This is a genomic window from uncultured Rothia sp. (assembly GCF_916049665.1).
In the GTDB taxonomy this organism is placed as follows: Bacteria; Actinomycetota; Actinomycetes; order Actinomycetales; family Micrococcaceae; genus Rothia.
In genome coordinates this window covers 1-11,592 of sequence record NZ_CAJZIE010000066.1, presented here as the reverse complement: position 1 = coordinate 11,592, position 11,592 = coordinate 1, and the positions used below count along the sequence as shown (strand labels likewise).

Genomic DNA, 11,592 nt, shown 5'->3' with positions numbered 1-11,592 from the left:
GTCGCCGCCTCAACGGTTTAAGTATTCAATACAGGAGCTTAGAGAAGCTTAAGCACCCATAGGGGGCTGCGAGCCCACAATCTCCAGCAGTTCGCGGATCTGTGCCGCAGTCAGCACCGTGGAGGGGTTAATCGCGTTCACCTTCACGCTCGGGGCGCCAATATCCAGGGCGTAACGCAGAATATCCAGGGCGTTCGCCGAACGCACCTCAATATGCGGATCCAGTGCCGCAATCTCAATGGGCGAGGTGAACACCAGCAGGCTCTGCGGGTTGCCGTTCTCATCCGGGTCAAAGACGAAGGAGGTACCGGACGGGTCAGCCGGGTCAACACCCACCAGCAGCACGGACGCCGGGGAGACCAGCGAGCCGAGCAGCATCTGCATGTTATCCTGGGTCAGCGCCAACTTCGCACCGTCATTGCGGGGAGAAGTGACAATCCACTGCACCTGAGCGCGCTCAATGTAGCACTCGTGGTCGGTGCCGGGATCAACCACGATCAGGTCCAGCGCCTCGTTGTTGAGGAAATCAATGAAAACCTTCATCGCCGGTTCACGCAGAATCAGCTCGTCACCCTCGGATTCCTGACGCACATAGCTCTTGCCGATGTGCTCGGAGGAGGAGAACACGCACAGAGCCTGCATGCCGGTCTCGGGCATGCGAATGACCTGGTGGGTCAGCACCGATTCGGGGCCCATCACGTCCGTCTCGGACGGAATCAGCAGGGAGCCGGTCGCATCCAGCAGAACGTCGCCGCCGAGCATCGTGCGGACCACGTTAATGAGGGTTCGCTCCTGCACATCGTTACGGAAGGTCTCCAGGGCGGCGACCAGGTAGGGGTTCGGGATCTCGTGCTCGCTCGAAGACAGCGCCGCGGCAGCAGAGTGGCGGGCACGGCCCTCCATACGCTCACGAGCCCACTGCGGGATACGCGACGCATCACGCGGGAACTCAGCCAGGTGCTCACGCACGTCGGTCGCGGTCAGGGTGCCCTCGTTCTTCCAGCTGTCGGGCTCATCATCACGGTTATAGGAGGCGCCCACGCTGAACTGCGGGTTCGGCCAGCCGGTTGCCGCCACCACGATGGAGGCGGTGAACCAGGTGCCGCGGTTACCGTCGTAGGCGGCACGCTGCAGCTTGCGGACCTCAGCAATAATGGGTGATCCGTCCTTGAGCGGGCCGATGGTACCAATGAACTCTTCACCATCGCGGAATTCACGCACGCGCACGAAAATCTGACCTGCTAGAGGCTTTACGTCCAGCACCATTTCGCTCCAGCCGGGGTCAACACTAACGACATCCAGCAGCCAGCTTCCAATGTTGTTCAGCGCGTCCTGGATGCGCGCGGCGCGGCTACTCGTCTCGGCGAGGCGGGGTTCAGTCATAGTTCATACATCCTTGAGTGTGAATACGGCGCGGCTGGAGGCATCCGTGTTCGGTCGTAGTATCGGCTTACAGGGTGCCGGAAGAAGCCGTCTCTTCGATTCTAACGAACACGGGCACTCCACGCAGATAGTTTACGCCGAAAGATATATGCTCTGTCTCTCCTTAAGAACCCGCCCGCGGAGGTTCGCCCAGGCCCCGCACAACCCAATACGCCTAAAGCGCACCCCAAAACGGGGATACACGGCATAGTGAACGCTAAAAGGTTGATAATCTTGAAGCATGACGAATTCTCTGCAGGACCTTATCGACGCATCGATCTTTATCTCCACCGAGTACCAGGCTCGACTCGCTGAGCTCGTGGGTACCTCCGAGTGGAACGTGGACTTTACCTCCCAGTCTCTGGATTTTGAGACCACTCCCCCGCTTTCGCTCAAGCCGCACCTGCTGGGCACCGAATCCGAGAACCGCGGTACTTGGATTTGGTCTTGGCAGCAGCTGGGCTACTTCCCCGACTCCGTTGTTTCCGCCGCTATTCAGGCGCGCGAAACCGGTGAGCGTGACGGCCTGACCGAGCTGACCACCGACGAGTTGCCCCTCTCCGAGTCCCTGGCACGCCGCCTGACCCTGGCGACCAAGACCATCAGCGGCCTGTACGCGCACTACCCGCTGCCCGCGGGCGCTGGCGTGCGCGCGTGGACCCTGCTGGAGGGCGCTGAGCTGACCCTGGAGGCTCCGACCTACAAGGGTATTGGTCGCGTGATCGCGAAGACCCTGCAGAGCGAAGAGATTCACAACCAGGTTCTGGCGGTGGACTCCTACGCTCAGCAGCGCGGCTTCCACATTGCCTGGGACACCGAGGCAACCGCCGTGCTGACCGCAACCGACGGTGCACTGCGCCTGTGGTTCGACGACGGCCGTATCAGCGGCATCGAGCAGGCTGAGCCTCAGGTTGGCCCCGAGGTTCTGGAGCAGTGCGCAGCCGCTGCCGCTCAGCGCCGCGAATCCCTCGCCGCCCTGCGCACCGAGATTGAGCGCGTGGCAGCCGCTGAGGCAGCCGCACAGAACGCACAGCGTGAGCAGGAGGCGGCAGAGCGTGCCGCCGCACGTGCCGAGGCTGAGGCTGAGCGCGCTGTCGAGATCGCAGAGCACGCACCGGTCGCAGAGACCGAGGTGCCCGGCGTCGAGAGCACCGAGAACCTCTACCCCGCCGACGAGGCTCCCTTCGATCAGGAACCGGCAGAGCACGCAGAGCCCGGCCTGGTCACCGTGGAGACCCTGCCCGGCGAGTACGAGGCAGAAGAGACCGAGCAGGCTCGCGTCTACACCGACGAGTCCATCGGTGCCGAGCAGCCCGAATACGAGACCGTTGAGGCTTCCGCAGAGTACGCTGAGGAGCCGGTCGCAGCTGAGCCCGTTGCTGAGCAGCCCGCCGAGGCCGAGCACTACGAAGAGGCAGCAGAGTACGAAGAGCAGCACGTGGAGCCCATCCGCAACGCTGGCGCAGCTCCCGACCTGCAGGCAGAGCACGAAGAGGCAGCCCGCCGCGAGCAGGAAGAAACTGCACGCCGCGAGGCAGAGCAGCCCAAGAAGAAGGGCTTCTTCTCTCGCTTCTTCGGCCTCTAAACCGAATACACAACGCCCCGTCAGGCGCGGTATCCTCGTGGTACCGCGCCTGTAGCGTTCGTGGAGGTATTCAGGCCTCTACCTACGCAGACGCCGAATCGACGATTAGCATTAGAAGAACGTAACCGAAGAATCAGATCAGAAGAAGAAACGATGTCAGAGACTCAGAAACACACCACCCGCAACGGGTTTATCACCATCATCGGCACCTACCTCATTTGGGGTATGCTCCCCCTCTACTTCGTGCTCATGGCTCCCGCCAGCCCCATCGAAATTGTGGTGGCGCGAGTGGTCTTCTCCCTGATTTTCTGCGCCATGTTGCTACCGCTGGTGCGCGCGACCGCGGACTTCCGCCGCGTTCTGCGGAACCGCCGCATCATGCTGGTGCTGACTGCCGCCTCGTTCCTCATCTGCGCGAATTGGCTCATCTACGTGGTGGCGACAACGACCGGCCACACGATTGACGTGTCCCTGGGCTACTTCATTAACCCGCTGGTCTCCGTGGTGTTGGGCGTGATTTTCCTGCAGGAGCGCCTGCGCGCCGCCCAGTGGGTCTCAGTGGCGATTTCCTGTATTGCGGTGCTGATGATGAGCCTCATCTACGGCCAGGTGCCCTGGACCGGTCTGGGCGTGGCCTTTACTTTCGGCATCTACGGCCTGCTCAAGGCCCGTATCGCTCACGAGGTGAGCCCCATCGTCTCGCTGTCCCTCGAGACGCTAATCCTGGCTCCCTTCGGCGTTATTGCGCTCTTCGTCCTCAATGCACAGGGTCAGATGACCCTCCTCAGCGAGGGCGCAGGGCACTTCTGGCTCCTGGCGTCCACCGGCGTGGTCACCGTTGTGCCGCTCATGCTCTTTGCCGCGGCGACCAAGGCCCTGCCGCTCTCGGTTATCGGTATGGTGCAGTACCTGGGCCCGACCATCCAGTTCATTCTTGCCATCACCGTTCTGCACGAGCAGATGAGTCCCGACAAGGTGCTGGGTCTGAGCCTCATCTGGATTGCGCTCATCATTTTCACGGTGGATGCTCTGCGTGCCTCCCGCTCTTACCGACCCTCCGCACTATCGGACCCTGAAACCGGAATGATTCCGCTGGTCAGCACTGAAGACGCACAGGCTAAAGACGTGCAGAGCAAGTAGCCCCAACGCCCGCGTAAAACGCCCATATAAACACAGCGATGCCCCGCAGCCTACAAGACTGCGGGGCATCACTCTATATCGCGTTCACACGCTAAAGCTCAGAACCCTGAGCTTCAGCAGCATCATCCAGAGCATCCAAATCCGGGTGACGGTGCAGGTTCAGCAGAGCCAAACCCAGACCACCCCAAATAATCAGGATTGCCACAATGAGCATCACAATTGCGGAGATAGACATGAGGGCTCCTAACGGGTAATGGTCGAATCAACGTGGCCGTGCTCCACCTGACCGGCAATCACCGGAGGTGCCGGCGGCTCCTCAGCGGCACGAGACTTCTTCGACCAGGGCAGCAGAGAAATAACAATCGCGCCAACCACCAGCAGGGCGCTCATACCCCAACCGAAGATTGCCAGCATATCTGCCGGGTAACCCTCATAGGGGGTTGCAATCAGCTTGATGACGCTCTGAATCAGGGAGTAGCCCAGAACCAGCGGGGTCACGACAGCCAGCAGGACCATCCAAATCTTGCCGACCTTGATGGAGGAGTAGCGGTTCAGGTGCTCAGCCAGAGCGGGCAGTGCACGCACCACGTACGCCACAACAATAATGGCGCACAGGCCGGCAGCCAGAATACCGAAGAGGTTCACGAAGTTATCGAGAATGTCGAGCACGTACAGGCCGGTGGTGGTCGGCATCAGCAGCAGCGAAATCACGGCAATCGGAATAATCACCAGAGCGGTGGAGGCAAGGCGCGAAGTCGCGAACTTGTCCTGAACACCCGCAATAATCACCTCAAGAATCGAGATGAGGGAGGTGAAACCAGCAAAGAGCAGGGAGCCGAAGAAGAGGACACCAATCAGCACGCCGCCGGGAGCCTGCGAAATAATGGTCGGGAACGCGATGAACGCCAGACCAATACCGCTGGTCGCAACCTCGCTCACCTGAGTGCCGGCAGCCTGAGCCATGAAGCCCAGCGCCGAGAACACACCAATACCCGCCAGCAGCTCGAAGCCGGAGTTCGCAAAACCAACCACAGCACCGGAACCGGTCAGGTCAGCCTTGGGCTTCAGGTAGGAGGAGTAGGTAATCATGATGCCGAAGCCAATGGACAGCGAGTAGAAAATCTGGCCGTACGCTGCAACCCACACGTCCGGGTTAGCCAGCGAATCCCAGCTGGGGGTGAACAGAGCGTTCAGACCGTCGGCAGCACCCGGCAGGGTCAGGGAGTAAATCACCAGGCCGACAAACATGACCAGCAGCAACGGAATAAAGACGACGTTGGCAGCGCCCACACCCTTCTGAACACCCAGAGCCATCACGGCAAGCAGCACGCCCCACACGAGAATCATGGGAATCAGGACGTTCATGTTGAAGTCCAGGGAGACACCGGGGTTGTCTGCAACCTTCAGGAACTCGCCCTGGAAGAACGCCTTCGGGTTATCACCCCACGCGTTGGTGAAGGAGAAAACCATGTAACGCAGCGACCACGCCACAATAGCGGCGTAGTAGATAGCAATCACGAAGTTAATACCCATGTGCCACCAGCCGATGAACTCGGTCTTACGGTTCAGACGGCGGAAAGCCAGCGGGGACGACGCACGCGCACGGTGACCGATCGCGTAGTCAAAGAACAGGAAAGTCAGGCCAGCGGTCAGCAGGGCGACAATGTAGGGAATCATGAAGGCGCCGCCGCCGTTATCAAATGCGATGTAGGGGAAACGCCAAATATTGCCCAGACCAACAGCAGAACCGATGGCGGCAAAGATAAAGACGCGACGGCTCGAGAAGCCTTCGCGCTTCGTGGGCGCCTTAGGGGTAGATGCTCCCATAGTTGTAAACCTCGAATGTGTGGGGACGCGGATGGTTGGTGCGAGAATAACCCGTCAGGGTGGTTGGGCTCAGCTCGCGTCCAGAAATAGTAAACGGCTCTCCAACACGGGTTGGGCGTGGGAGCCGTCGAACGCTTAAGGGGTGGATGTGCACCTCAGGCATGCCTATAAGGTTTACCTTAAAGGCATATGGCGGTCAAGGAGACCCCAGCATACGGAACTTTTCGGGAGGCAGGGACTGCACCTAGCTCTCCCAAAAACCGGTACTGACTAGCCTAAATACAGAAAACCCCCGCCGAATCCGGGTAGATTCAGCGGGGGTTTGAAGTATGAGACACCCGGTTAGACTCGGGTACACGCTACACGGCGCATTTTAGCCTTCGCGGTGAACCACAGCGTGAGCGAAGGACTCCAGCGCAGCCTTCGCGGTGGACTCGGGCAGCGGAGCAATCGCGGCAATCGCACGGTCCGCCCAATCGTAAGCAATCTGCCATGCTTCCTGGGTGACCGGGTGGGCGGCGAGCGCCTCCACAGCGGCTTCCAGTGCCTCGTCGGAGCTGAGGTCGGCATCCAGCAGTGCACGAACCTTGATAGCAGATTCATCGCCGGCGGCTACCGCGCGGTCCAGCAGGATGGTCGGCAGGGTCGGCACGCCCTCGCGCAGGTCGGTGCCGCGGGTCTTGCCGCTGGTCTTGCCGTCGCTCACAATGTCAATCACATCGTCAGCCAGCTGGAATGCCACGCCGACCAGCTCGCCGTACGCCTTGACCATGGAGATAACGTCTTCGGAAGCGCCCGAAAGCAGGGAGCCGTACTCACCGGCTGCGGCAATCAGGGAGCCGGTCTTACCCTCAATGACGGCGATGTAGTGGTCGAGCAGGTCCTGGCCCTCGCGGGGGCCGGTGGTCTCAAAGAGCTGACCGAGCACCAGACGTTCGAAGGTCTGGGACTGAATCTTCATGGGGCGGGTACCCAGCTCAGACACCAGCAGGGATGCGCGGGAGAAGATCAGGTCGCCGGTCAGAATTGCGACGGAGTTGCCCCAAATCATCTGGGCGCTGTCCACGCCGCGGCGCTTGGGGGCGTCGTCCATAACATCGTCGTGGTAGAGGGTTGCCAGGTGGGTCAGTTCAACGACCACGGCGGCTTCGATAACCTCGTCGTTGATTTCGCCGTCGACAGCTGCCGAGAGCAGCGCCAACAGGGGACGCACGCGCTTGCCGCCCGCGGAGAGCAGGTGACGGGATGCGACGTCCGCAAGGTGATCGGTCTGGGCAATCGCCTCGGCCAGGCGCTCCTCAATACGTGCGAGGGAGGAAAGAATCTGCGGACCCAGCTTGGGGTCTGCTGCGATGAGTTCGAAGCCTGCGGGAAGCTTCAGGTCGAGGTCTCCCAGCAGGTCGGTTGCGGCAATGGGCTGCTCTGCGTTGCTCACGGTGTCTTCTATCTTCTTGGTGTTGGTGTCTTCGGTGGTGTGTGAACGCGGTGTCTATGCGTTGTGTGCTTCGGGCTTGAAACCGCGGTGAATGGCGACGATGCCGCCGGTGAGGTTGCGATACTGCACGGAGGTGAAGCCCGCCTCTTTGAATTTCTGCGCCAGTTCCTGCTGGTTGGGCCAGGTGATGATGGACTCGGCGAGGTACTCGTAGGATTCGGGGTTGGAGGAGATCGCGCGGGCAATCGGCGGGATCGCCTTCATGATGTAGTTCTTGTAGACCGCGCCGAAGGGGGCGAAGGTCGGGGTGGAGAACTCGAGGATGACGATGCGTCCGCCGGGCTTGAGCACGCGGTAGATTTCGCTCAGTGCCTTGGGGTAGTCTGCGACGTTGCGCAGGCCGTAGGACATGGTGACTGCGTCGAAGGATTCGTCCTCGAAAGGCAGGGCGGTGACGTCCGCCTGCACGAAGGTCATGTCGGGGCGACGGCGGCGGCCAACATCCAGCATGCCTTCGGAGAGGTCGGCTGCGATGACGTCTACGCCGGCGTCGGCGAAGGGCTCGGAGGAGACGCCGGTACCTGCGGCTACGTCCAGCACTTTCTGGCCGGGGTGTGCGTCGACGGCAGCGACAGCCTGCTTGCGCCAGTAGATGTGCTGGCCGAGGGAGAGGATGCCGTTCATGAGGTCGTAGCGTTCGGCGACGGTATCAAACATGGCGGCGATATCGCCGGTTTTCTTGTCCAGGGTTGCGCGAGTTGCGCGGGTGTTCTTCTCTGCGTTCACGCTCTCAATTGTGGCATGGAGGTTAGGGGATTCGATAGTTGGGTGAACCGTAGTTGCATCATGTGGCGTGCTAAGGGGCGTGCCGTGAAGGTTTTTGAGTCGTTCAGACGGGGTTTTATTCACTCTTTAAGGGTTGATTTATGCATATTCAGCAAAAATTTATGAATATTTATGTATGTGCTTGCATTTTTTAACATGCGGGCGCACAATAGACTCTAGATTTCATAGAACGCACCACTCAACGAGTGAACGCACACCCCACACAGGAGCATCCCAATGAACACCGCAATCCTCAAGAAGGCATCCCTTAAGCCCCTCGCACTACTGGCAGTACTGCCCCTGGCACTGACCGGCTGCGTCTCCACCGCCAACGAGAACTCCGACGCCAACGGCGAGGTCAGCCTCGTCAAGTCCGGCACCCTCAGCGTCTGCACCAACACCCCCTACAAGCCCTTCGAATACGAAGAAAACGGCACCATCGTCGGTCTGGATGCAGACATCGCCAATGCTATCGCCTCCGACCTGGGCGTGAAGGCTCAGCTGACCTCCATCAGCTTTGAGGGTCTGGACTCCGGCACCGGCCTGGCCACCGGTCAGTGCGATATCGCCCTTGCGGGTATCGGCGTGACCGATGAACGTAAGAGCAAGATGGAATTCACCACCGTCTACTTCGACGACAACCTGGCAATCCTGGTCCCCAAGGGTTCCTCCATCAGCTCCGCCGCAGATCTGAAGGGCGTGAGCGTTGGTGCGCAGCAGGCAACCAGCGGTGAAACCTACGCCAAGGAAAACGGCGCAGAGGTCATCCAGTACGAAGACACCTCCCTCATGTTCTCCGCTCTGAAGACCGGTCAGGTCAAGGCAGTCGCAGCGAACCTCTCCGTGGTTTCCGAGGCACTGACCAACGACCCGGACTCCTTCAAGATTGCCTACCAGGATTCCGAGAACACCGAGCAGATTGCCGCCGCGGTTTCCTCAAACAACAAGGCGCTGCTGACCAAGGCTAACGCCACCATCGACAAGCTCAAGAAGAACGGCGAGCTCGATAAGATGAAGGCTAAGTGGGTTGGTGCCACTTCCTCCACCTCTGCGAGCGCCTCTTCCTCCGCTTCCTAAGCATCTAGCCGGTTAGCCCCTCCCCCCCCCCAATTCAGGAGTACCCTTAATACTTTTGGGTTGGGGGATTCTCCGGCCTTCACCCTTGTGAGCGCATAGAACGCTCTTGACCGAATAGCACGATAAGAAAGCGCATGTCCTCTAAACTTTCACCCCGTCAGAAGCAGAAGCTCTTCCGCTACGCACAGTACGCCCTTCTGGCAGTTATCGCTCTGGCAGCCATTCTGCTGGCTGACTGGAAGACCCTCAGCCAGCAGGTGTTCAACCTGGACGTTGCGGCGCAGCAGTTCCCCGACGTCATTACCGTGGCGTTGAAGAACACCCTGCTGTACACCACCCTGGGCTTTATCGTGGGCCTCTCCGGTGGCCTGCTGCTGGCGCTTATGCGTATTTCCTCCATCGCGCCGTACCGCTGGATTGCGACCCTGTACGTGGAGCTTTTCCGCGGCATCCCGGCGCTGCTGGTCTTCTTCGCGTTCGGTTACGGTATTCCTCTGGCGTTCAAGATTCGCTTTGTGGATAACCTGATTCCGGTGACCCTGTCGCTGGGTATGGTCTCGGCAGCCTACATTAGTGAGGTTCTGCGTGCGGGCCTGCAGGCAATCCCGAAGGGCCAGATGGAGGCGGCACGTTCCCTGGGTATGTCCCACACCCGCGCGATGATTTCGATCATTATTCCTCAGGCGTTCCGCGTGGTTCTGCCCCCGCTGACCAACGAGGTTATCCTGCTGACCAAGGACTCCTCCCTCGTGTACCTGCTGGGCGTAACCGTCTCGCAGTACGAGCTGGCAAAGTTCGGTCGTGAAGGCCTGACCGCCGCCAACGCGGGCCTGACTCCCCTGGTGGTTGCGGGCCTGTGCTACCTCATCATCACCGTTCCGCTGGGCCAGCTCTCCGCATATTTTGAGCGCCGCACCCAGCTGACCGGCCGCAAGTAAGCGCAACGACAGATACGGATTACGGAAGATACTATGACTGCTTCAACTTCATCCATGGCCGCCTCCTCGGTGCGCATTTCTAACCTGCACAAGTCGTACGGCAAGGTTCAGGTTCTCAAGGGCATTGACATGCAAGTCGAGCCGGGCGAGGTCGTGTGCCTTATCGGCCCTTCGGGTTCCGGTAAGTCCACCCTGCTGCGTTGTGTGAACCTGCTGGAGGAGCCGAACGACGGCACCATCATGGTGGGCGATACCGAGGTCACCGACCCGGACGTAGACATTAACCGCGTGCGTACCCACATGGGTATGGTGTTCCAGCAGTTCAACCTGTTCGGTCACCTGAACATTCTGGATAACTGCACGATCGCTCAGATTAAGGTTCTGGGCCGTTCCAAGGCGGAGGCGGAGGCGGTTGCCCGCGAGCAGCTCGCCAAGGTTGGCCTGGAGGGCAAGGAAGACCGCTTCCCGGCTCAGCTGTCCGGTGGTCAGCAGCAGCGTGTGGCTATTGCCCGTGCGCTGTCCATGCACCCGGACCTGATGCTCTTCGACGAGCCGACCAGTGCTCTCGACCCTGAGATGGTCGGCGAGGTTCTGAGCATTATGCGCAACCTTGCCGACGAGGGTATGACCATGATCGTGGTGACTCACGAGATGGCGTTTGCCCGCGAGGTCGCCGATAAGGTCGTCTTCATGGCTGATGGTGTGGTCGTGGAGGAGGGCCCCGCCGATCAGGTGATTGGCAACCCCCAGCACGAACGTACGCAGGCTTTCCTGGCACGCGTGCTCGATCCGACCCACGCCGTAGTAGACTAGTACTAGCTCTTGAAAAACGTAGCGGGCGGTGCTGTACGAAACATTCTGTTTCGCGCAGCACCGCCCGCTTTTTAATGCTCTAGTTCGCGGCTGTTCCGGCCCTAGAAGATGCGGCGCGCCACCTTGTCAAAGAGACGGTCCGGCAGCACGGTATGCAGGAACACGGAGGGCTTGGCACCGAAACCCACGAGGTAGCGGGTCTTGGGGCGGCGCGCCTCCAGGGCTCGCAGAATAGTTTTAGAGATAACCTTCGGTTCCGAGAGGTTTGAGGAGGGCGAGTAGAGCTTACGCATATTTGCCGCAACGCGCTGCGCCTGAGCCGCGTAGACGCCGTTTCGGGAGGACTCCTCCAGGTGGTCTGCCGCGATGAGTCCCCAGGGGGTCTTGATGCCGCCGGGCTCGATAATAATCACGTCAATACCAAATTCTTCAACTTCCATGCGCAGCGCATCGCTGAACGCCTCGAGGGCGTACTTGGTGGCGTGGTACCAGGACCCGAGGGGCATGGTAATACGCCCCGCCATCGAGGA

General features: G+C 60.2%; 11 protein-coding genes. 5 read left to right on the top strand and 6 right to left on the bottom strand.

Annotated elements, in window-relative coordinates:
* Positions 1–48: 48 nt before the first annotated feature.
* Positions 49–1,383: an SseB family protein gene (locus QZ540_RS07000; protein ID WP_294628728.1), complete on the bottom strand. Its 1,335-nt coding sequence runs from the start codon at positions 1,381–1,383 to the stop codon at positions 49–51.
* 280 nt (positions 1,384–1,663) lie between these two features.
* Here QZ540_RS07000 and QZ540_RS06995 point away from each other — a divergent pair, with 280 nt between their 5' ends.
* Together QZ540_RS06995 and rarD are read left to right on the top strand one after the other, a co-directional pair.
* Complete coding sequence (locus QZ540_RS06995) at positions 1,664–3,007, top strand: DUF6882 domain-containing protein (RefSeq protein ID WP_294628726.1); 1,344 nt, start codon at positions 1,664–1,666, stop codon at positions 3,005–3,007.
* 153 nt (positions 3,008–3,160) lie between these two features.
* Positions 3,161–4,147, top strand: a complete 987-nt coding sequence (gene rarD, locus QZ540_RS06990) for an EamA family transporter RarD (protein WP_294628724.1) — start codon at positions 3,161–3,163, stop codon at positions 4,145–4,147.
* A 91-nt stretch (positions 4,148–4,238) separates the two neighbouring features.
* Here the strand turns inward: rarD and QZ540_RS06985 are convergent, their stop codons facing one another.
* The 4 genes from QZ540_RS06985 to QZ540_RS06970 form a co-directional block, all read right to left on the bottom strand.
* A complete protein-coding gene (locus QZ540_RS06985; RefSeq protein ID WP_080974200.1) occupies positions 4,239–4,382 on the bottom strand; it encodes a methionine/alanine import family NSS transporter small subunit in 144 nt (47 codons plus the stop codon).
* A gap of 8 nt (positions 4,383–4,390) precedes the next feature.
* Positions 4,391–5,974, bottom strand: a complete 1,584-nt coding sequence (locus QZ540_RS06980) for a sodium-dependent transporter (protein WP_294628722.1) — start codon at positions 5,972–5,974, stop codon at positions 4,391–4,393.
* A 373-nt stretch (positions 5,975–6,347) separates the two neighbouring features.
* Positions 6,348–7,409: a polyprenyl synthetase family protein gene (locus QZ540_RS06975; protein ID WP_070688611.1), complete on the bottom strand. Its 1,062-nt coding sequence runs from the start codon at positions 7,407–7,409 to the stop codon at positions 6,348–6,350.
* Between the two features lie 54 nt (positions 7,410–7,463).
* Positions 7,464–8,195: a demethylmenaquinone methyltransferase gene (locus QZ540_RS06970; protein WP_294628719.1), complete on the bottom strand. Its 732-nt coding sequence runs from the start codon at positions 8,193–8,195 to the stop codon at positions 7,464–7,466.
* A 276-nt stretch (positions 8,196–8,471) separates the two neighbouring features.
* Here QZ540_RS06970 and QZ540_RS06965 point away from each other — a divergent pair, with 276 nt between their 5' ends.
* The 3 genes from QZ540_RS06965 (at position 8,472) to QZ540_RS06955 (ending at position 11,062) form a co-directional block, all read left to right on the top strand.
* Complete coding sequence (locus QZ540_RS06965; RefSeq protein WP_294628717.1) at positions 8,472–9,311, top strand: ABC transporter substrate-binding protein; 840 nt, start codon at positions 8,472–8,474, stop codon at positions 9,309–9,311.
* A 134-nt stretch (positions 9,312–9,445) separates the two neighbouring features.
* Positions 9,446–10,249: an amino acid ABC transporter permease gene (locus QZ540_RS06960; RefSeq protein WP_070629955.1), complete on the top strand. Its 804-nt coding sequence runs from the start codon at positions 9,446–9,448 to the stop codon at positions 10,247–10,249.
* A 33-nt stretch (positions 10,250–10,282) separates the two neighbouring features.
* Positions 10,283–11,062 carry an amino acid ABC transporter ATP-binding protein gene (locus tag QZ540_RS06955; protein WP_012902969.1) on the top strand — a complete coding sequence of 260 codons (780 nt, stop codon included), beginning with the start codon at positions 10,283–10,285 and terminating at the stop codon, positions 11,060–11,062.
* A 101-nt stretch (positions 11,063–11,163) separates the two neighbouring features.
* Here the strand turns inward: QZ540_RS06955 and QZ540_RS06950 are convergent.
* A partial coding sequence (locus QZ540_RS06950; protein ID WP_294628713.1) for an SDR family NAD(P)-dependent oxidoreductase occupies positions 11,164–11,592 on the bottom strand: 429 nt, incomplete at its 5' end.

What these genes read in the sequence shown, in the direction of transcription:
- QZ540_RS06965 (WP_294628717.1), top strand. Translation starts at nt 8,472, where the DNA reads ATGAACACCGCAATCCTCAAGAAGGCATCCCTTAAGCCCCTCGCACTA.
- QZ540_RS06980 (WP_294628722.1), bottom strand. Translation starts at nt 5,974, where the DNA reads ATGGGAGCATCTACCCCTAAGGCGCCCACGAAGCGCGAAGGCTTCTCG.
- rarD (WP_294628724.1), top strand. Translation starts at nt 3,161, where the DNA reads ATGTCAGAGACTCAGAAACACACCACCCGCAACGGGTTTATCACCATC.
- QZ540_RS06995 (WP_294628726.1), top strand. Translation starts at nt 1,664, where the DNA reads ATGACGAATTCTCTGCAGGACCTTATCGACGCATCGATCTTTATCTCC.
- QZ540_RS06985 (WP_080974200.1), bottom strand. Translation starts at nt 4,382, where the DNA reads ATGTCTATCTCCGCAATTGTGATGCTCATTGTGGCAATCCTGATTATT.
- QZ540_RS06960 (WP_070629955.1), top strand. Translation starts at nt 9,446, where the DNA reads ATGTCCTCTAAACTTTCACCCCGTCAGAAGCAGAAGCTCTTCCGCTAC.
- QZ540_RS06955 (WP_012902969.1), top strand. Translation starts at nt 10,283, where the DNA reads ATGACTGCTTCAACTTCATCCATGGCCGCCTCCTCGGTGCGCATTTCT.
- QZ540_RS07000 (WP_294628728.1), bottom strand. Translation starts at nt 1,383, where the DNA reads ATGACTGAACCCCGCCTCGCCGAGACGAGTAGCCGCGCCGCGCGCATC.